The 21531-nt window shown below is 74.5% G+C and carries 12 protein-coding genes; 9 read left to right on the top strand and 3 right to left on the bottom strand.

Annotated elements, in window-relative coordinates:
- Positions 1-94 precede the first annotated feature (94 nt).
- From pelF to moeZ, 5 genes are all read left to right on the top strand, one after another.
- On the top strand, positions 95-1714 hold the full coding sequence (pelF, locus tag ACFY04_RS11045; protein ID WP_389115700.1) for a GT4 family glycosyltransferase PelF: 1620 nt from the start codon (positions 95-97) through the stop codon (positions 1712-1714).
- A gap of 251 nt (positions 1715-1965) precedes the next feature.
- Positions 1966-2868, top strand: a complete 903-nt coding sequence (locus ACFY04_RS11040; protein ID WP_389115699.1) for a hypothetical protein — start codon at positions 1966-1968, stop codon at positions 2866-2868.
- 135 nt (positions 2869-3003) lie between these two features.
- Complete coding sequence (locus ACFY04_RS11035; protein ID WP_389115698.1) at positions 3004-4014, top strand: NAD-dependent epimerase/dehydratase; 1011 nt, start codon at positions 3004-3006, stop codon at positions 4012-4014.
- Positions 4002-4757 (top strand): spherulation-specific family 4 protein, encoded by a 756-nt coding sequence (locus tag ACFY04_RS11030; RefSeq protein WP_389115697.1) that lies wholly within the window; start codon positions 4002-4004, stop codon positions 4755-4757. The genes ACFY04_RS11035 and ACFY04_RS11030 overlap by 13 nt, the downstream gene beginning before the upstream one ends.
- Positions 4758-4841: 84 nt before the next feature.
- A complete protein-coding gene (moeZ, locus tag ACFY04_RS11025; protein WP_030011110.1) occupies positions 4842-6020 on the top strand; it encodes an adenylyltransferase/sulfurtransferase MoeZ in 1179 nt (392 codons plus the stop codon).
- A 104-nt stretch (positions 6021-6124) separates the two neighbouring features.
- On the opposite strand, the gene ACFY04_RS11020 is transcribed toward moeZ, so the two are convergent.
- The 3 genes from ACFY04_RS11020 to ACFY04_RS11010 form a co-directional block, all read right to left on the bottom strand.
- Positions 6125-7717 carry an alpha/beta hydrolase gene (locus tag ACFY04_RS11020; protein WP_389115695.1) on the bottom strand — a complete coding sequence of 531 codons (1593 nt, stop codon included), beginning with the start codon at positions 7715-7717 and terminating at the stop codon, positions 6125-6127.
- A 73-nt stretch (positions 7718-7790) separates the two neighbouring features.
- Positions 7791-9050: an SUKH-4 family immunity protein gene (locus ACFY04_RS11015; protein ID WP_389115694.1), complete on the bottom strand. Its 1260-nt coding sequence runs from the start codon at positions 9048-9050 to the stop codon at positions 7791-7793.
- A 197-nt stretch (positions 9051-9247) separates the two neighbouring features.
- Entirely contained in the window at positions 9248-12208 is a 2961-nt protein-coding gene (locus tag ACFY04_RS11010) for a YbhN family protein (RefSeq protein ID WP_389115692.1), read from the bottom strand.
- Positions 12209-12327: 119 nt separating this feature from the next.
- Between ACFY04_RS11010 and ACFY04_RS11005 the strand changes: the two genes are divergently transcribed.
- The 4 genes from ACFY04_RS11005 (at position 12328) to ACFY04_RS10990 (ending at position 21506) form a co-directional block, all read left to right on the top strand.
- Positions 12328-12690, top strand: coding sequence for an MGMT family protein (locus ACFY04_RS11005; RefSeq protein ID WP_373040959.1), 363 nt, complete (start codon positions 12328-12330; stop codon positions 12688-12690).
- Between the two features lie 195 nt (positions 12691-12885).
- A complete protein-coding gene (locus ACFY04_RS11000; protein ID WP_389115691.1) occupies positions 12886-16419 on the top strand; it encodes an ATP-dependent helicase in 3534 nt (1177 codons plus the stop codon).
- A 98-nt stretch (positions 16420-16517) separates the two neighbouring features.
- Positions 16518-20090 carry a UvrD-helicase domain-containing protein gene (locus ACFY04_RS10995; protein ID WP_389115690.1) on the top strand — a complete coding sequence of 1191 codons (3573 nt, stop codon included), beginning with the start codon at positions 16518-16520 and terminating at the stop codon, positions 20088-20090.
- Positions 20091-20099: 9 nt separating this feature from the next.
- Entirely contained in the window at positions 20100-21506 is a 1407-nt protein-coding gene (locus ACFY04_RS10990; protein WP_389115688.1) for a dipeptidase, read from the top strand.
- The last annotated feature ends 25 nt before the right edge of the window (positions 21507-21531 follow it).

The raw sequence follows: 21531 nt of genomic DNA, 5'->3' as shown, positions 1-21531 counted from the left end.
CCGTCGCGCCTTCGGCATATCCGCTTGAGTTCTCCCGCGGCGGGTCGCCTGACCGAACGGCGACCGCCTGAACGGGAGATCGGGGGTGCCACTCGTGCGGATCGGACTGCTCACGGAAGGTGGTTATCCGTATGCGACGGGAGAGGCGAGGCTGTGGTGCGACCGGCTCGTGCGCGGGCTCCCGCAGCACGAGTTCGAGATCTACGCACTGAGCCGCAGCGCCGAGCAGGAACGCGCCCGGGTGCCACTGCCCGAGCACGTCACCCGGGTCCGGACGGCCCCCCTGTGGGCCCCCGCCGACGACGGGCGGACCTACTCCCGGCGGGAGCGCCGCCGGTTCGTGGACTGCTTCAAGCAGCTGGTCCACGGGATCTGCGCCGGAGAGGCGGAGCCCTTCGCGGCCGGGCTGTACGGGCTCGCCGGACTCGCCCGCGAACAGGGCGGGATGTACGCGGCCCTGCGCTCCGAGTCCGCGGTGCGGGCCCTGGAGTCCGCCTGCCGGGCGCCGGGCGCCGCACGGACCGTGCAGGCCGCGCAGGTGGCCGACCTGCTGGAGTTCGCGGACGAGCTGGAGGTGATGCTGCGGCCGTTGTCCCTCGACTGGTACGGGGAGAACGCCCAGGCCGGGGGCGGTCTCGGCGAGGCCGACATCTGCCACGCGGCCGCGGGCGGCGTGGCCGCGCTCCCCGGACTCCTGGCCAAACGCTTCTTCGGGGTCCCGCTGCTGGTCACCGAGTACGGGGTCCAGCTCCGGGCCCACTACCTGTCCCAGCTCGGCACCCGCGGCGAACCGGAGACCCGCCCCGCCGTACGGGCCCTGCTCGCGGCCTTCCAGCTGCGGCTGGCCACCGAGATCTACGCCCGGGCCGACTTCCTGACCCCCGGGAACGCGCACGCCCGGCGCTGGCAGGAGCGGTGCGGGGCCACCCGGGAACGGCTGCGGACCGTCTATCCCGGGATGGAGGCGGACCGATTCGCCACCGTCGGCGAGGCCCCGGACCGCGGGGACCCCGACACCCTGGTGTGGGTCGGCCGGATAGAGCCCGCCAAGGACCTCATCGCCCTGCTGCACGCCTTCGCCGAGGTCCGCCGGGCCGCGCCCGGCACCCGGCTGCGGATCTTCGCCACGGCCACGGCCCCCGGCTACCTCGCCGACTGCCGCTCCCTGGCCGCCCAGCTCTTCCCCGACGAGGCCGCCGACTCGGTCACGGTCGGGGAGAACCCGGTCACCTTCGAGGAGATCGGCGGACCCGACGCCCCCACCACGGCCGAGGCGTACGGCGCCGGGCGCGTCGTCGTCCTGTCCTCCGTGATCGAGGGCTTCCCGGTCACCCTCGCCGAGGCGATGCTCTGCGGGCGCGCCACCGTCTCCACCGACGTGGGCGCGGTCTGCGAGGTCATCGGGGGCACCGGGCTCGTCGTCCCGCCGCGCAATCCGCGGGCGCTCGCCGAGGCCTGCCTGTCCCTGCTGCAGGACCCCGAGCGGGCGCAGCGGCTCGGCGCCGCCGCCCGGGCGCGGGCCCTGGAACTCTTCACCGTCGAGCAGAACGTGGCCGCCTTCCAGGAGATCTATCTGCGGCTGCTGGCCAAGGGCTCCGAGCGGCCGGACGGCGAGATCCCCTTCGCCCGGCCCCCGGAGGCGCGGGTGCCCGGCCACTGGACCAGCCCGACGTGGGCTCCCGCCCCGGAGCCGTCCTCGGAGGCCGCCGTATGACCCCCGTAGACCCCCGAGTCACCGCCCCGCCGAATTCAGCCCCGCCGCAGGCATCTTCAGCGGCTCCGCCCAATCCAGCCTCGCCCGCAGCACATTCAGCCCCGCCGGCGTTTGAGGCGCGGGGGTCCGGGGGCAGCGCCCCTGGCAACGGCGCCGCGCCGGACCGTGCACCAGAGGCCGGCATCACACCTGCGGCGCCGCTGCCAGGGCTACGCACCGGACCCCGCGCCGCAAACGCAGGCGAGGCTGGAATGGCCCCCGGCGGGGCTGAACCGGCGGGCGGCGGGACGGCGGCGCGGCCGGCTCGGCGTCGGGCCGGCGGGGACCCCGTCAAGGCACTGCTGCACCGGCACCGGGAGCTGTGCGAGCGTGCCGTGGACCCGCTGGAGATCGCCGCCGGGCTGGAAGCCCACGGCATCACCGACCGCACCGCCGCGCGGTTCCGGCACCGGGACGTCTTCTCGCTCGCCGAGGAGCTGTACGCGCGCAGCCCCCACGAGGAGGTCACCGCCGCCGCGCCCATCCTGGTCCCGGCCGGCCCCGGCGCCTTCCGCGGCTTCGGCTACGCGCTGCTGCCCGGCGCCCTCGCCTGCGCCGCGGCCGCCGCCGGGCAGGCGTGGGCCGGGGCCGCCGCCGTGGCCGCCGTCGCCGCCGCCCTGGTGTGGCCCGGCCGGGCCGCCGGGGGCCGGTTCCCCTACGTGGCGCACGTGCTGGCGGCGGCCGTCGCCGGCTGGGCCGTGCACCGGCACGGCACCGCCCTCGCCGTCGGCCTCGCGCTGACCGTCGTCCCCGGGCACCTGGCCGCCGTCGCCTTCGCCGCCGGGGCGCGGGCCCGGCTCGACGGGAGCCGCGCACTGGAGGACTTCGCGGACCGGGCGCGTCCGCTGCTGCTGGTGGCCGTCGGCCTGTTCACCGGCGCCGCCGCCGCGGCCGCCGTGCTCGCCGGAACGCCGCTCCCGGTGGCCGTGCCCCTCGCGCTGCTGCTCTTCCTGACCCGGCTCCTGCTGCGGCACGGAGCCCACCGCGCACCCGTCGGCGCGGCCCTCGCCCTCGCCCTGGTCCCCGTCCCGGCGGCGGCCCTCGCCGCCGCGGCCGGACTCCTCGTACACGCCGTGCTCGCCCTGGCCCGCGCCTCCGCGCATGCGCGGCCCTGACGTCCCCGGGACGTCCCCAGACCTTCGGAGCCGACGCCGAGGCGCTTCATCCGTACCCCGCCCCACCCATCCGTCCGTCCGTCCGCAAGGAGAAACCGACATGACCGGCCAGCCAACCAACCAAGGGGTCACGCGATGAGGGTGCTGCTGATCGGAGCCAACGGATACCTCGGCCGCTACGTCGCCGACCGGCTGCTCGCCGACCCCGCCGTCCAGCTCACCGCGCTCGGCCGCGGCGACGACGCCGACGTCCGCTTCGACCTCGCCACCGGCAGCCCCGGCGCGCTCACCCGCTTCCTCGACGCCGTCCACCCGGGCGTCGTCATCAACTGCGCCGGAGCCACCCGGGGCGGGGCCCGGGAACTCACCCGGCACAACACCGTCGCCGTCGCGACGATCTGCGAGTCGCTGCGCCGCAGCGGCTGCGGGGCCCGGCTGGTGCAGCTCGGCTGCGCCGCCGAGTACGGGCCCAGTCAGCCCGGATCGTCCACGGCCGAGGACGCCGTGCCGAGACCGGGTGGGCCGTACGGGGTGAGCAAACTGGCCGCCACCGAGCTGGTCCTGGGCTCCGGGCTGGACGCCGTCGTGCTGCGGATCTTCTCGCCCGTCGGCCCCGGCACCCCCGCCGGATCCCCGCTCGGCCGGCTCGCCGAGGCCATGCGCCGCGCGATGCAGGCGGGCGACGGTGAGCTGAAGCTCAGCGGGCTCGGCGTGCAGCGCGACTTCGTCGACGTACGGGACGTGGCGCGGGCCGTGCACGCCGCCTCGCTGTCCGCCGCCCAGGGCGTGGTCAACATCGGCACCGGCCGCGCGGTCCGGCTGCGCGATGCGGCCGCGGTCCTGGCCCGGGTCGCCGGGTACGGGGGCGCCCTGCACGAGCTGGACGTCCCGCACGGCGGACCCCAGCAGATGCACGGGCATCCCGGCCGCCCGTCCGGACTGGCCGCCATCGGCTCCCCCCGCTCCGAGGCCACCGCCGAACAGATGGCCGCCGCGGCCCCCCAGCCGTACCCCTACCCGGACGGCTGCGGAGCCTGGCAGCAGGCGGACGTCCGTACCGCCCGGGACCGGCTCGGCTGGCGGCCCCGGATCAACCTGGAGGAATCCCTCGCGGACATCTGGATGGAGGCGGCGTGCCGCATCTGACGACGCCGCCGGGGGCGGTGACCGCCGCCGCGACCGAGGCCGGCCGCCTCGGCCTCGGCATCCCCGGCTACGCGCACCCGCTGCTCGCCCCCGTCGAGTGGGCCGAGCTGACCCGCCCCGGCACCCCGCTGCACTGGGCCGTGCTCAACGTCGCGGACGGCCCGGGCGGGCGGCCCGACCCGCACTGCACGGAAGCGGCCGCGAAGCTGCGCCGCGCGGGCGGCATGATCCTCGGACATCTCGCGATGCGGGACGGATCGCGGTCCTTCGGGGAGCTGGTCTCCGACGCCCACCGCTTCCGCGACTGGTACGGGGTCGGCGGTTTCTACCTGGCCGGGGCCCCGGCCGGCAAGGCGGAACTGGCCTCGGTGAGGCGGGTCGTGGACTCCCTGCGGGGCCTCAGTGCGGACCTGCGGATCGTGCTGGGGCACGGTACGCACCCCTGCGAGGGCTATGCGGAGATCGCCGACCAGCTGGTCACCTTCTCCGGATCCTGGGCCGACTACCGCTGGTCGCAGGTGGCGGAGTGGACGGCGGACCATCCGGCGGAGCGGTTCTGCCACCTCGTCCACGGGGTGCCGCGCGCGCACCTGGAGGAGGCGATGCGGATCGCCCGCTGGCAGGGGGCGGGCACGATCTGGTTCACCGACCGGCTCGGGACGCGCGGCAGCGACCCCTGGGCCTCAATGCCCGCGTACTGGGACGAAATCGTCTCAAGGATCGGGACAGGTGTCTTGGAATGAAGACGGGCGTGGCAGTGTTACTGGGAGAACAACCATCAGTTTGCTCCCTGCACCTGCGGGGATGCTCCCATCTTCGGAGTGCCCGTGTCGCTGCCACCGCTGGTCGAGCCAGCAGCTGAGCTCACCGTTGACGAGGTCCGTCGGTATTCGCGGCACCTGATCATCCCGGATGTCGGGATGGACGGCCAGAAGCGCCTGAAGAACGCCAAGGTGCTGGCCGTGGGTGCCGGCGGTCTCGGTTCGCCCGCCCTCATGTACCTCGCCGCGGCCGGTGTCGGCACGCTGGGCATCGTGGAGTTCGACGAGGTCGACGAGTCGAACCTGCAGCGCCAGATCATCCACAGCCAGGCGGACATCGGCCGTTCCAAGGCCGAGTCGGCCCGCGACAGCGTGCTGGGCATCAACCCGTACGTGAACGTGGTCCTTCACGAAGAGCGGCTCGAAGCCGAGAACGTGATGGAGATCTTCAGCCAGTACGACCTCATCGTCGACGGCACGGACAACTTCGCCACGCGCTACCTGGTGAACGACGCCTGCGTGCTGCTGAACAAGCCGTACGTGTGGGGCTCGATCTACCGCTTCGACGGCCAGGCCTCGGTCTTCTGGTCCGAGCACGGTCCGTGCTACCGCTGCCTCTACCCGGAGCCCCCGCCGCCGGGCATGGTCCCGAGCTGCGCCGAGGGCGGCGTACTGGGCGTGCTCTGCGCGTCCATCGGGTCGATCCAGGTCACCGAGGCCATCAAGGTCCTCACGGGTGTCGGCGAGCCGCTGGTCGGCCGGCTGATGATCTACGACGCCCTGGAGATGCAGTACCGCCAGGTCAAGGTCCGCAAGGACCCCGACTGCGCGGTCTGCGGTCCGAACGCGACCGTCACCGAGCTCATCGACTACGAGGCCTTCTGCGGCGTCGTGTCGGAGGAGGCCCAGGAGGCGGCCGCCGGTTCGACGATCACTCCCAAGCAGCTCAAGGAGTGGATCGACACCGACGAGCCCATCGAGATCATCGACGTCCGTGAGATCAACGAGTACGAGATCGTCTCGATCCCCGGCGCGAAGCTGATCCCCAAGGGCGAGTTCCTGATGGGCACCGCCCTCCAGGACCTGCCGCAGGACAAGCGGATCGTCCTGCACTGCAAGACGGGTGTCCGCAGTGCGGAAGTCCTCGCGGTCCTGAAGTCCGCGGGCTTCGCGGACGCGGTGCACGTCGGCGGCGGCGTGATCGGCTGGGTCCACCAGATCGAGCCCGAGAAGCCGGTCTACTAGGCCGGTCCACCGGGCCGGTCCGCCAGGTCCGCCAGCAGTGGTCCGAAGGGGCCGTACCCCGCGAACGGGGCACGGCCCCTTCGGCGTTCGTCCTGCGGACCGGATCAGGCGGCCGACGACTCCGGCGCCTCGGGCGGCGGCGTCGGGTCCGGTGCCGCGGTGCAGACGGTGCCCGCGGCCGGCGCCTTGCCGTCCAGCAGGTAGGTGTCGACCGCCTTCTGCACGCACGGGTCGCCGCTGTTGTACGCGCCGTGCCCCTCGCCCTTGTAGGTGAGCTCCACGCCCACGCCCGGACCGAGCCGCTCCACCATGTTGCGGGCGCCCTCGTACGGGGTGGCCGGGTCGCCGGTGTTGCCGATCACCAGGATCGGGTCGGAGCCCGGCGCCGAGACGTCGGGGGTCTCCCAGGTGCCGGGGACCGGCCAGCCGGTGCAGGACATCATGGCCCAGCCGAGGAGGTCCCCGAAGACCGGCGAGGCGGCGCGGAACTCCGCGAGCTTGGCCTTGGTCTGCTCCAGGGTGTAGCGCTCCTTGTCGTCCACGCAGTTGATGGCGGTGTTGGCCGCGCCGATGTTGCTGTAACGCCCTTGCTGGTCACGGCCGTTGAGCGCGTCGGACAGGGCCATCAGCAGCTGCCCCTGACCGCCCTCCGCCTCGTCGAGGCCCTGTTCCAGCAGCGGCCACAGCTCCTTCGAGTACAGGGCCTGCGCGATGCCGTTGGTCGCCTGGTTCTCGGTGAGCAGCCGCCCCCCGATGCCCGGGATGGGCTTGGCGGCCAGCGCCTTCTGCAACTTGATGACGCCGGCCTCGATCTCCTTGGGCGTGCTGCCCTGGAGCCGGCACTCGTCGCCGCGGTCCACGCAGTCCTGGGCGAAGTTGCCGAGCGCGAGCTGGAAGCCCTTCGCCTGGCCCAGGGCGCTCTCCTCGGCGGTCTTGGTCGGGTCCACGACGGCGTCGAAGACGGCCCGGCCGACGTTCTTGGGGAAGAGGTGGGCGTAGACCCCGCCGAGCTCGGTGCCGTAGGAGATGCCGAAGTAGTTCAGCTTCTCGTCGCCGAGGGCCTGGCGGATGCGGTCCAGGTCGCGGGCGGCGTTCTCGGTGCCGACGTGGGGGAGCAGTTCGGCGGAGTTCTTCTCGCAGGCCTCCTGGTACTTGCGGATGTTCTCGATGAAGGCCTTCTCCTCCTCCGGGGTCTCGGGGGAGGAGTCCTCGCCGAAGTACTGGTCCAGCTGCTTGTCGTTCTGGCACAGGACCGGATCGCTGCCGCCCACCCCGCGCGGGTCGAAGCTCACCAGGTCGTACCGGGCGCGCAGGGCCTCGTACTCCTTCGAGGCGCCCGGCAGCGTGCTGATCCCGGAGCCGCCGGGGCCGCCGAAGTTGAAGACCAGCGAGCCCAGCCGGTTCTTCTGGTCCCGTGCCTTGGCCCGGATCAGGGCGATCGGGATCGTCTCGCCCTCGGGCTTCGCGTAGTCGAGCGGGACGTCGAGCGTGGCGCACTGCCAGTCCTTGGGAGGGGCCTGACCACCGCCCTGCGCGGCGGTCGGGGCCTCGCAGTCGCCCCATTTCAGGGGCTTGACCTCCGGGGTGCCGTCGGCCGTCGTCTTCTTCCCGTCGCCGTCGCCGGAACAGGCGGCCGTGGCGAGCAGCCCGGCGGCGAGCGTGGCGGCGGCGGTGACCCGCCAGGCGTGTGTCGGCATGCCTCCATCCTGTGCGCCCCGTGCCGACCCCGCCCGCGCGCTGACCCGAACGGGGGGCGCGCCCGCCCGCAGGTCAGTAGCCGTACACGCTCAGCTCCGTGATCGCGGCGAACAGGTGCTCCCAGGTCTCGGCGGAGGGGGAGCCGGAGGCCAGCGCAGCGGAGTCCAGGGCCCACATCGCCTCGCGGAACGCCCCGATGCCGTCCTCGGCCGGGTACGGGGACCAGCAGGCGCCCATGTACCGGCGTATGCCGTCGAGGAGTCCGACGAAGGACGCCACGTCCCGGGCCAGCGGGATGACGGACTCCTGGTACATGTACACCGCCCCGGAGCCGCGGTGGACGCCCACCAGGCCCGGGTCCGTGTACCCGAAGCCGAAGGTCCCGAGGTGCAGGAGGTCCTCGTCGCCCGCCCCCGGGGCCGACGCGGTCAGCGGCCGCAGCAACTCCGGGGCGACGTCGAACGAGCTGACGCCCGCGGCCCAGTGGCGCGGCAGCCCGACCCCGCTGAGGAACTCCCGGGTGGCCGGGTGCTCCAGCGCGTCCGGGAGCTCGTCGCGGGGGATACGGGTGACCCACGCGTCGCCGAAGGTCCGGGCGAGCCCGGCCGCGGTGAGCGGCCCTGAGCCGCGCGTGCCCGGGCGGAACCACGGGGTGTCCTCGGCGGATTCCCAGGAGGAGGTGTCGGCGCCGCCCCGGGGCCGGCCGGCGAGCGCGGCGGCGTTCTCCTCCACCACCACGACCCCGCGGGCCTCCGCGTACAGGTAGCGGCCGCCGCCGAGCACGGCCGGCTCCTCCCAGGTGCCGGGGCAGTGCAGGGCCCAGCCCTCTTCCTCCGCGTCGAACAGCCAAGGGCCGTCCGGCTCCTCCGTCTTCCGCTCCACGGCCGCACCGCCGGCCGGTGCGGGCAGCCGGCGTCCCGTCTCCAGGTCGAACCAGGCGTCCTCGCACCACAGGGCCCACACCTTCACGGCCGCGCCCCCGTCGAGGTCGTACACCTCGGCGGTGTGGTCCCCGCTGAGGTTCGGCTCCGCCACGTAGGCGCCGACGGGCCGCCACCAGGCCCACACCGTCCGCCAGGGCAGCCCCGGTTCGGCCTCGGCGACGCGGGCGGCGTAGGCGTGGTGCCCGAGCACGGTCGCGGCGAAGTGCAGCCAGGAGGCGAACTCCGCCCGCCCCACGTCGGCCCGCCCGAAGACGGCCTCGGCCTGCGTGAACACCTCCCGCCCGATGCCCCCTTCACCGGTGGCCCCACCCCGCAGGGCCGCCCGGTCCGCGCGCAGCACCGCGGCCGGATCGTCGAACGGGCAACGGCGGTCCTGGTCTTCACTCATGGACGCATGCTGCCACCCGCCTCGGACATTGCCCCCGCCGGCCGGAACCTCCAGCCACGCCGGCGTGTGAGGCGCGGGCGCGAAGCGCCGTAGCGGGTACGGGAGCGACCCGGTGCCGCAGCCGTCGGCCGGTGCCGAATCCGCCGGCCGGTGCCGCAGCCGTCGGCCGGTGCCGAATCCGCCGGCCGGGCCGGAGGCTAGATGGCTTCCTTGCGGGTCAGGAAGTTGAACGAGATCCACCCCGGCAGCACCGGCAGCCAGAAGGTCATCAGGCGGAACAGCAGCACCGCCGAGATCGCGACCTCCTTCTCCAGACCCGCCGCGATCAGCCCGAGGGTCAGCGTGGTCTCCACCGCGCCCATGCCGCCCGGCGTCGGCGCCGCCGACCCCAGCGCGTTGCCCGCCAGGAACACCACCGCGATGCTCGCGTAGCTGATGGCCTCGCCGCCCCCGAACGCGCGGATCGACGCGTCCAGGCACATCACGAAGCAGCCCGTCAGCAGCAGCATCCCGCCGATGCCGGTCACCAGCTTCTTCGGCCGCTGGAGCACGTCCAGCATGCGCGGCACCACGCCCGCGAACAGCGCCCGTACCCGCGTCACCACGAACTTCCGCATGAACGGGACGGCCGTCACCACCAGCACCAGTACGGCCACCGTCAGCAGACCCGCGATGACCGCCCGGGACGGGGTCATCTCCGGGGTCTTCTCGGTCCCGGTCAGATAGCCGAAGGACAGCAGCAGCACGATGTGGCTGGCCAGCCCGAACAGCTGGGAGGCGCCCACGCTCGCGACCGCCAGCCCCGGCCGGACCCCCGCCCGCTGCAGGAACCGCGTGTTCAGCGCGACACCGCCGACGGCCGCCGGGGCCACCAGCTTCACGAACGACCCGGCCACCTGCGCGACCACCGTCCGCAGGAACGGCACCCGCTCCGGGACGAAGCCCAGCAGGCTCATCGCCGCCGCGAAGTACGTCAGCGCCGAGAAGGCGAGCGCCGCCCCGACCCAGCCCCACTGCGCCTCGCCGATGATGGTCGCGAAGTCCACGTGGGCGAGCTGCGTGAGCAGGAAGTACGCACCGAACGCGCCCGCGATGAACGAGACCAGCGTGCGCGGCCGGATCCGCTCCAGCCGGGCCGGCTCCACCGGCGCCTGCGGCCGGATCAGCAGCACCTGGTGGCGGATCTGGGTCAGCAGATCCTCCTCGCGGGCCCCGTCCAGCGCATCCTCCAGGGCCTTCTTCTCGGCCTTGCGGTCGGCGGCGGCCGACGCGGAGACCGGGGTCGCGGAGGCAGCGGACTCCGCCTCGCGCGCCGCCTTCGCCGCCCGCGAGGACTCCAGTACGGCCTCCCGCTGCCGCTCCGCCCGCTCCCGGGCCAGCTTGCGCAGCGTCGCCCGGGTGGAACGGCTCAGCGCGATCGGCTGGAGCAGCGGCAGACAGTCCGCCACCGCGTCCGGGCCGAGCACCGACACGGCCGAGGCCACCGCGCGCTCGGCGCCGACCCGCAGGCCGACCGTGGTCAGCAGCTGGGCGATGTCCATCCTGAGCACCAGGTCGCCGGCGGCGATCTCGCCGCCGCGCAGGTCGGTGAGGATGACGTTGCCGGAACGATCCACCACAAGGGCGTCACCGGTGAGCCGGCGGTGCGCGATCCGCCGCGACTGGAGGGCCCGTACCTGCTTCCACGTGTGGTGGATCAGCTCGTCGGTGATCTCCTCGTCGGCGAGCGCGTCGAGGGCCCGGACGTCCAGGTGCTCGTACACGAGCATCACCGCGTCCGGACCGAGCTCGGAGGTGGCGATCAGCTTCGGCGCGTTCGCCCCGGCCGCGATGGCCGCGTACGCGAGGAGCGCCTCCTGCTCCAGCGCCTGGCGCAGCGACTGCAGGCTGCGCCCGGTGGTGATGCCGCGCAGGGTGAGCCGACGCCAGACCCGGTAGAAGAAGCCGTGGGCCTGCTGCTCGCGGTCGACGATCGTGACGTCGAGCGGCGGCCCGTCCTCCAGGGTCACGTGGTAGCGGCGGCCCCGGTCGTTGGCCTCGGAGGGCTCGGGGCCCTCGGGCATCTCCGCGCGCATCGCGCTGACCGGCTGGAAGCCGACCCGGCGCAGTCCGGCGAGGAGGTGCTGCCCGGTGGGGCGCACGTTGGGCGAGCCGACGGCGTACAGGGTGCCGTAGGCGACGCTCCAGCCGATCAGCACGGTGAGGATGATCGAGAAGGGGGTGGTGTACCCGTTGACCAGCATGGCCAGGGCGTTGAGCAGCAGGACCACCCACAGGGCGACCCGCCAGTGGGGTCTGCGGGTCATCCCGACCGCGGTCATGTACGCGATGACGGGCGCGAGGTAGCCGTGGACCGGGTCGGTCAGGGTCCCGCCGGCCGCGGGGCGGGTGAGGGCGTCCTGGATGGTGTCGGGGGCGGCCTGCGAGACCCACAGGTCGGTGGCGAGGGTGACGCCGTGCGCGAGGACGGCCGCGAGCACGCCGTCGGCGATGCGCAGCCCGTCGCGTTTGATCAGCCGCTCGATGGCGAAGGCGACGGGCAGCAGCAGCACCGCGATGCTGGACACCAGCGCGGCGACCTTGATCAGCAGGGCGGGCGCCTGGCCGGTGCCCTTGCTGATGTCCTCCTCCAGGCCGACGGTGGTGCCGTGGGCGAAGGCGGCGATGGCGAGGAGGACGGCGATGCCGAGGATGCCGACGAGCAGGCGTACGAGGTCGGACGGACGGTGCACGCGGGCGGCGAGCAGCGGTTCGTCGACCTCGACCCGGTCGGCGTCCGTGGCGGTGTGACCGTGCGGGCCCGCGGCGGACGCGGTGGCCTTGGCCCTGGTCGCCTTGGCTTCGACGGCCTCGGCTTCGGCAGCCTCGGCTTCGACCGCCTTGGCTTCGCCGGCCTCGGTCTGGCCGGGCTTGGTCTGGCCGGGCTTGGTCTGGCCGGGCTTGGCCTCGCCGGGCTTGGCCCCGCCCGCCTCGGCCTTGCCTGTGCGGTCGGTCCGGCCGTCGGGGCGCGGGGGCTCCGGACGGGGCTCGGGGACGGGTTCGGGGCGGGCGGCGCGGCCGTCGTCAGGGCGTGCGCCGTCATCGGTCGCCGCGCCGTCCGGAGGGCTCACACCCTGCTCCTTCGTCGTCACATCCGTCTCTTCTTGATCACGTATCACCAGTCACCGCCCGGAAGATGGTGGCACGGACCGACGGGCCAGCGGGGCATCAGGGTGCGCGCCGGTGCGGAAGCGAGACTTCCGCCGGAGCGCGGCCGACGTACTGCACCATGTGCTGAATGAGTGAGGAGCTGCCCGCGTACGCGGAGCGCGTACTGGAGGTGGCCGAGCGTATTCCGCCCGGCCGGGTGATGACATACGGGGACGTCGCCGAGTGGCTCGGCGAGGGAGGACCGCGCCAAGTCGGGCGTGTCATGGCCCTGTACGGGGGAGCCGTGCCCTGGTGGCGCGTGGTGCGGGCGGACGGCCTGCCGCTGCCCGGCCACGAGGTGCGCGCCCTGGAGCACTACCGGACGGAGGCCACCCCGCTGCGCCTGACGGCGGGCGGCGAGCCGCGGCTGGACATGCGCCGGGCGCGCTGGGACGGGTCCCCCGGACAGGATGGCGGACAGGACGGCACGCGCGACGAGGCTCACATCTGACAGCTTCGGCCATGCGCGGCCCGGACGGGCGATCGGGCGACGGCCCGAACGCCCGTCCGGGGTACCCGGGGGGACTGCGCGGCGTCGGCCGGTTGCCGTAGCGTTGCCTCTTCGGCTTCCGCGGCGGCTTCCGCGCGGCCAGCCGGCACGGCAACACCGCCACACCCCGCAGACCCACCAGGACCGGCACCCCACGTGATCACCTCTTCCTCCGACCGCACCGAACGGCGGCGTACGCGGACCCCCGACGCGTACCGCCTCGTGCGCACCGGGCCGGAACGGGTGGATCCCCCTGTGCTGGACGCAGCGCAGCGTGCGGTGGTTGACCACACCGGCGGACCACTGCTGGTCCTCGCCGGACCGGGCACCGGGAAGACGACCACGCTGGTCGAAGCCGTCACCGCCCGGGTGGAAGCGGGCACCGACCCCGCCCGGATCCTCATCCTCACCTTCAGCCGCAAGGCGGCGGTGGAGCTGCGCGACCGGGCCGCCCTGCGCCTCGGCGGCGCGCGCGCTCCCCAGGCCACCACCTTCCACTCCTTCTGCTACGGACTCGTCCGCGCCCACCAGGACACCGACCTCTTCGCCGACCCGCTGCGGCTGCTGTCCGGCCCCGAGCAGGACGTGATGGTCCGCACCCTCCTGGAGGGCCAGCGCCGCATCCGCTCCATCCGCTGGCCGGACGACCTGCGGGCCGCGCTGACCACGCGCGGGTTCGCCGACGAGGTCCGGGCGGTGCTCGCCCGCGCCCGCGAACTGGGCCTGGGGCCGCAGGCCCTCTCCTCGTTCGCCGACCGCATCGGCCGCCCGGACTGGAAGGCGGCGGCGGCCTTCCTCTCCGAGTACCTCGACGTCCTCGACATGCAGGGCACGCTGGACTACGCGGAACTCCTGCACCGGGCGGTGCTCCTCGCGGAACGCACGCCGTCGCTCGCCTCCGCCTACGACGCGATCTTCGTCGACGAGTACCAGGACACGGACGCCTCGCAGCTGCGGCTGCTGCGCGCCCTGACCGGCCCGGGCGGCACGCTGGTCGCCTTCGGCGATCCCGACCAGTCGATCTACGCCTTCCGCGGCGCCGACATCAACAACGTCCTGGACTTCGACTCGGCCTTCCCCGGCGCGCGGGTCAGGGCCCTCACCGTCGGCCGCCGCTCCGGCGCGGCCCTGCTGGCGGCCACCCGGCTGCTCACCACCCGGATGCCGGTCCCGCGGCTGCCGGCCGACGCGGTCCGCGCCCACCGGAATCTCGCGCCGGTGCGGGAGGGCGGGCGGGTGGAGGTCTTCACGTACCCGACGGCGGGCGCCGAGCTGGACAACATCGCCGACATCCTGCGGCGTGCCCACCTGGAGGACGGGGTGCCCTGGCAGGACATGGCCGTCCTGGTCCGCGCGGGCGGCCGCACCCTCCCGGCGATGCGCCGCGCCCTGATCTCGGCGGGAGTCCCGGTCGAGATGGACGGCGCGGACACCCCCCTGCGCCACGAACCGGCGGTCTCCCCCCTCCTGACGGCCCTCCGCGTCTCGGCCGCCTCGGCCACCACCGACCCCGTCGCTGCCGAATCCACCGAAGCGGACCCGGCGCGACCTGCTGCCGCCGTGCCATCGGGCGACGAGACCGCGGGCGACCCTGCGCTGCCCCTTGCCGCCGATGCGGCGCAGCCCGACGGCCCGGCATCGTCCGACGCCGCGGTCGAGCCGGGTCCTGGCGACCGGGTCGGGGAGCTCGTTCGCACTGTCGGGGCGGGTGGGCGGGAGACATCCTCCGCCGGAGGCGACGCCGACGCCGACCCCGACCCCGACGCCGTCGAAGCGGGCCCGGGGCCGAGCCCCGGGGACTTTGCCGACCCCGCCGGAGGCGTCACCGTCGAGGCCGCCCTCACCCTGCTCGCCTCCCCCCTCGGCGGGATGGACGCCGCCGACCTGCGGCGGCTCGGCCGCGCCCTGCGTGACGAGGAGCGCGCCGCAGGCGTCAAGGTGCCCGCGCCCTCCGACGTACTGCTCGCCCGCGCCCTCGCCGAGCCGGAACGGCTCACCGCGCACGACCCCGCCTACGCCCGCGGCGCGCAACGCCTCGGCCTGCTCCTGCGCAAGGCCCGCGAGCTGCTCCAGGGCGGCGGCACCGCCGAGGAGGCCCTCTGGGTCCTCTGGGACGGCACCCCCTGGCCGCAGCGGCTGGAGCGCAGCGCCCGCCGCGGTGGCGCGGCCGGCCGCAACGCCGACCGCGACCTCGACGCGGTCTGCGCCCTCTTCGACACCGCCGCCCGCGCCGAGGAACGCACCGGCGGCCGCGGCGCGCTCAACTTCCTCGAACAACTGGAGGCGGAGGACATCGCCGCCGACACGTTGACGGCCCGCGCCACCCGCTCCGACGCCGTCCGGCTGATGACGGCCCACCGTTCCAAGGGACTGGAGTGGTCGCTCGTCGTCGTCGCCGGCGTCCAGGAGGGCCTGTGGCCCGACCTCCGCCGCCGCGGCTCCCTCCTGGAGGCCGACCGCATCGGCCGCGACGGCCTCGCCGAGCCCCTCACCCCCGGCGCCCTGCTCGCCGAGGAGCGCCGGCTCTTCTACGTAGCCGCCACCCGCGCCCGCGACCGTCTCGTCGTCACCGCCGTCAAGGCGCCCGCCGACGACGGTGACCAGCCCTCCCGCTTCCTCACCGAGCTCGGCGTCCCCCCGCGCGACGTCACCGGCCGCCCCCGCCGCCCCCTCGCAGTCGCCGCGCTCGTCGCCGAGCTGCGCGCCACCACCGTCGACCCCGACGCCTCGCCCGCCCTGCGCGACGCGGCCGCCCGCCGCCTCGCCCGCCTCGCCGCGCTCACCGACGACGAGGACCGCCCCCTGGTCCCCGCCGCGCACCCGCAGCGCTGGTGGGGCCTGTACGAGCCCACCCGCAGCAGCGTCCCCCTCCGCGACCGGGACCGGCCCGTCGCCCTGTCCGGCAGCGCCCTGGAGCAGCTCGCCAACACCTGCTCCCTCCAGTGGTTCCTCGGCCGCGAGGTCAAGGCCGACACCCCCTCCACCGCCGCCCAGGGCTTCGGCAACGTCGTCCACGTCCTCGCCGACGAGGTCGCCTCCGGCCGCACCCCCGCCGACCTGGCCGTCCTCATGGAACGCCTCGACTCGGTGTGGGACGCCCTCGCCTTCGACGCCCCCTGGAAGTCCCGCCAGGAGAAGGACAACGCCCGCGCCGCCCTGGAGCGCTTCCTGCGCTGGCACACCACCGACCGCGGCGGCCGCGAGGCCGTGGCCACGGAGCACGAGTTCGACGTCACACTCGAAGCCGGTGAGGTCGCCGTCCGCATCCGGGGTTCCATGGACCGGGTCGAATCGGACCCGCAGGGGCGGGCGTACGTCGTCGACTTCAAGACCGGCAGGTCGGCGCCCACCAGGGACGAGGTCGCCCGCCACCCCCAGCTCGCCGTCTACCAGCTCGCCGTGCGCGAGGGCGCCGTCGACGAGGTCTTCGACGGCCTGCGCCCCGAGCCCGGCGGCGCCGAGCTCGTCCAGCTCCGCCAGGGCGCCGCGATCCGCGAGGGCGGCGACGCGGTGCCCAAGGTGCAGGCCCAGCAGCCGCTCGACGGGGAGTGGGTCGGCGATCTGCTGGCCACCGCCGCGGGCCGGGTCCTGGACGAGCGGTTCGCGCCCGCCGCGGGCCGCCACTGCGACCACTGCTCCTTCCGCAGCTCGTGCAGCGCCCGCCCGGAGGGCCGCCAGACGGTCGAGTGAGCCCGGCGACCGGAGCCGGGCGGCAGGAGCCGGGCGGCAGGAGCAGGCGGCAGGAGCAGGCGGTCGGGGCTGTCGGTGGGGGCGGCTAGCCTTTTTACGTGCCCGCGCGTCCGCCCGCCCTCTCCGACCCCGAGCAGCTCAAGGAGCTCCTCGGGATCCCTTTCACGCCCGAGCAGATGGCCTGTGTCACCGCCCCGCCCGCCCCGCAGGTCGTCGTCGCGGGCGCCGGCTCCGGCAAGACCACCGTCATGGCCGCCCGCGTCGTCTGGCTCGTCGGTACGGGCGCGGTCGCGCCCGAGCAGGTGCTCGGCCTGACCTTCACCAACAAGGCCGCCGGTGAACTGTCCGAGCGCGTACGCAAGGCCCTCGCGCGGGCCGGCATCACCGACCCGGACCCCTCCCCGGCCGACGCGGAAGCGGTCGGCGGCGAGCCCCGCATCTCCACCTACCATGCCTTCGCCGGACAGCTCCTGAAGGACCACGGCCTGCGCATCGGCCTGGAGCCCAGCTCCCGGCTGCTCGCCGACGCCACCCGCTTCCAGCTCGCCGCGAAGGTGCTGCGCGAGGCCCCCGGCCCGTACCCCTCGCTCACCAAATCGGTCCCCGACCTGGTCGGCGACCTCCTCGCGCTCGACGGAGAACTCTCCGAGCACCTGGTCGAGCCCGAACAGCTGCGCCTCCACGACACCGAACTGCTCGGTGTCCTCGCCGGCACCAAGCTCACCAACGAAGACCTCCGCAAGGTCCCGGAGGCCGTGCGCGGCCGCCTCGAACTGCTGGAACTGGTCGCCCGCTACCGCGCCGCCAAACGCTCCCGCGACCTCTTCGACTTCAGCGACCAGATAGCCCTCTCCGCGCAGCTCGCCACCACCCGGCCCGAGGTGGGGGCGCTGCTGCGCGAGGAGTTCCGGGTGGTCCTGCTCGACGAGTACCAGGACACCTCCGTCGCACAGCGGCTGCTGCTGTCCGGCCTCTTCGGCGCGGGCTCCGGCCACGCCGTGACCGCCGTCGGCGACCCCTGCCAGGCGATCTACGGCTGGCGCGGGGCCTCCGTCGCCAACCTCGACGACTTCCCGGAACACTTCCCGCACGCCGACGGAAGCCCCGCCACCCGGCTCTCCCTCAGCGAGAACCGGCGCAGCGGCGGCCGCCTGCTCGACCTGGCCAACGGACTCGCCGCCCCGCTGCGCGCCATGCACGAGGGCGTGGAGGCGCTGCGCCCGGCGCCGGGGGCGGAGGCCGCCGGGCAGGTCCGCTGCGCCCTGCTGGAGACCCACGGGCAGGAGCTCGACTGGCTCGCCGACTCCGTCGCCCACCTGGTCCGCACCGGGACGGAGCCGCGCGAGATCGCCGTACTGTGCCGCTCCGCCGGGGACTTCGCGCAGATCCAGGCCGTGCTGGTGGACCGGGACGTCCCGGTGGAGGTCGTCGGCCTCTCCGGGCTGCTGCACCTGCCCGAGGTCGCCGACCTCGTCGCCGTCTGCGAGGTCCTCCAGGACCCGGGTGCCAACGCCTCCCTCGTCCGGCTCCTGATCGGCCCGCGCTGGCGGATCGGCGCGCGCGACCTGGCCCTGCTGGGCCGCCGGGCGCGGCTCCTGGTCAGCCGCGCGCCCGCCGGGTCCGACCCGGACGAACGGCTCGCGGCGGCCGTGGAGGGCGTGGACCCGGCGGAGATCGTGTCGCTGGCCGACGCCCTGGAGACCTTCCTCGACGGCGCCGGACAGGCCCCGGACGACCTCCCCTTCTCGGCGGAGGCCCGGATCCGCTTCGCGCACCTCGCCCAGGAACTGCGCGACCTGCGGCGCTCCCTCGCCGACCCGCTGATGGACGTCCTGCACCGGGTGCTGACCGCCACCGGCCTGGAGGTGGAGCTGTCGGCCTCCCCGCACGCGCTGGCGGCCCGCCGCCGCGAGACCCTGTCGAACTTCATGGACGTGGCGGCCGGTTTCGCCGCCCTGGACGGCGAGGCCACGCTGCTGGCCTTCCTGGCGTTCCTGCGCACGGCCGCCCAGTACGAGAAGGGCCTGGACCACGCGCTGCCCGGCGGCGAGAACACGGTCAAGGTGCTCACCGCCCACAAGTCCAAGGGCCTTGAGTGGGACGTGGTGGTCGTCCCGGACCTGTGCGCGGGCGCCTTCCCGAAGGAGAAGCCGCCGGAGGCCTGGACCTCGTACGCGAAGGTGCTCCCGTACGCGCTGCGCGGCGACGCCCCTACCCTGCCCGGGGACCCGGCCTGGACCTCGGCGGGCCTGAAGGCCTTCAAGGCCGCGCTCAAGGACCACAAGTCGGTGGAGGAGCTCCGCCTCGGCTACGTGACCTTCACCCGGCCGCGCTCCCTGCTGCTGGCCTCGGGCCACTGGTGGGGCCCGAGCCAGAAGAAGCGCCGCGGCCCGTCACCGTTCCTCGAAGCCCTGTACGAGCACTGCGCGGCCGGTTTCGGCGAGATCGAGGCCTGGGCGGACGAGCCCGACCCCACCGCCGAGAACCCGGCGCTGTCCGGCGAATCCACGCCGGACCACTCCTGGCCCCTCCCGCTCGACCCGTACTCCCTCACCCTGCGCCGCGCGGCGGCCGCCCTGGTGGAGTCCTACCTCGCGGCCCCGCCCCCGGAGGAGGACGAGTACCTCTGGCCCCCGGACTGCGAAGAGCCGTGGCCGGCCGAAGACGCCTGGGAACCACCGCTCGCCGACGACACGTGGCCTCCCGGGCCCCCGGTCGACGGCACCCGGCCCCCGGAGGCCCCTGCCGCCGGTATCCCCGACCTGTGGGCCGGGGAAGCCGCCACCGCCGCGAGCGCAACCGCGCCGACCCCCCGCGCGGAGGCCGGCGTACCCGCCGGGAGGCAGCCCCTCCCGGAGGGCGGGGACCTGTGGGCCGGTGAGGCCGTGGGCGCGGGCGTGCCGAAACCGCGTGCAGTGGCGGCGGGCCCCGGCGGAGCCGACCTGGTTCCCGAGGAGGCCCGCGCCGTCGCCTCCTGGGACCGCGATCTCGACGCCCTGGAGGGCGAGCTCCGCCGTGCCCGCGCAGCCGTCCGCGACGTCGAGCTGCCGTCCGCCCTGTCCGCCAGCCAGCTGCTCCGGCTCGCCGCCGACGAGCAGGGCTTCGTACGCGACCTCGCCCGCCCCATGCCGCGGCCCCCGCAGCCCGCCGCCCGCCAGGGCACCCGGTTCCACGCCTGGGTCGAGTCCCGTTTCGACGAGCTGCCGCTGCCGTTCCTCGACGTCCTCGACCCCGTCACCGACCTCCCCGGCGCCGGCTCCGACCAGGAGATCGCCGACGAGGCCGACCTCGACTCCCTCAAGGCCGCCTTCGAACGCAGCCCGTACGCGGACCGGCCCCCCCACCGCATGGAGGCCCCGGTCCAGCTCACCCTCGCGGGCCGGGTCGTGCGCGGCCGGATCGACGCCGTCTACCGGAACGACGACGGCTCGTACGAGATCGTCGACTGGAAGACCGGCCGCACCACCGAGGCCGACCCCCTCCAGCTCGCCGTCTACCGCGTGGCCTGGGCCGAGGCCACGAACACCCCGCTCGACCGGGTCTCCGCCGCCTTCCTGCACGTCCGCAGCGGCCGCGTGATCCGCCCCCGCAACCTCCCGGACCGCGCCCGCCTTGAGCGGATCCTCCAAGGCGAATCGGACCCGGACGGTGACCACCAGGCGGACGGCTAGGCTCGGGGCATGAGCGACACCCCGCCGGACAGCGTCGTCCGCACGTACATCGACACCCACCGCGCCGCCTTCCTCGACGACCTCGCCGAGTGGCTCCGCATTCCCTCCGTCTCGGCCCAGCCCGAGCACGCGGGCGACGTACGCCGCAGCGCCGAATGGCTCGCGGCCAAGCTCAAGGAGACCGGCTTCCCGGTCGCCGAGGTGTGGGAGACTCCCGGCGCGCCCGCCGTCTTCGCGCACTGGCCGAGCGAGGACCCGCACGCCCCGACCGTCCTCGTGTACGGGCACCACGACGTGCAGCCCGCCGCTCTCGCCGACGGCTGGCACACCGACCCGTTCGAGCCGGTGGTCCAGGGCGGCCGCATGTACGGGCGCGGCGCCGCCGACGACAAGGGGCAGGTGTTCTTCCATACCCTCGGGGTGCGGGCGCACCTGGCGGCCACCGGCGCCGCCGCTCCCGCCGTGCACCTCAAGCTCCTCATCGAGGGCGAGGAGGAGTCCGGCTCCCCGAACTTCCGCGCCCTCGTCGAGGCCCGCGCCGCCGAGCTGGCCGCCGACGTCGTGATCGTCTCCGACACCGGCATGTGGTCCGAGACCACCCCCACCGTCTGCACCGGCATGCGCGGCGTCGCCGACTGCGAGATCGACTTCCACGGCCCGGACCAGGACATCCACTCCGGCGCCTTCGGCGGGGCCGTGCCCAATCCGGCCACAGCCGCCGCCCGCCTGGTCGCGGCCCTGCACGACGCCGACGGGCGGGTCACGATCCCCGGCTTCTACGACAACATCGCCGAGCTGACGGACGCGGAGCGCGCTCTCATCGCCGAGCTGCCCTTCGACGAGTCCGAGTGGCTGCGTACGGCCAAGTCCCACGCGGCCGCGGGCGAAGCCGGGTACTCCACCCTGGAGCGCGTCTGGGCCCGCCCCACGGCCGAGGTCAACGGCATCGGCGGCGGCTACCAGGGCCCCGGCGGCAAGACCATCGTGCCCGCCTCCGCCCACCTGAAGCTTTCGTTCCGCCTGGTGTCCGGGCAGGACCCGTACGAGGTCGAGGCGGCCGTCAGGGACTGGGTCGCGGCCGGCATCCCGGACGGGATCCGCCACTCCATCACCTTCGGCGCACCGACCCGCCCGTGCCTGACCCCGCTGGACCACCCGGCCCTGCAGTCGGTCGTCCGGGCCATGGGCCGCGCCTTCGGCGAGAAGATCCGCTTCACGCGGGAGGGCGGCTCCGGCCCCGCGGCGGACCTCCAGGACGTCCTGGACGCGCCCGTCCTCTTCCTCGGCATCTCGGTACCGTCCGACGGCTGGCATTCACCGAACGAGAAGGTCGAGCTGGACCTCCTGCTCAAGGGCGTCGAGACGACCGCGTACCTCTGGGGAGACCTGGCCGCCCACCACCGAACCACCGCCTGACACCCGACGCACACACCTGCCGTAC

It is taken from the genome of Streptomyces sp. NPDC001549 (genome assembly GCF_042894025.1).
GTDB lineage: Bacteria > Actinomycetota > Actinomycetes > Streptomycetales > Streptomycetaceae > Streptomyces > Streptomyces kutzneri.
This window is presented reverse-complemented; position numbering and strand designations above follow the sequence as displayed.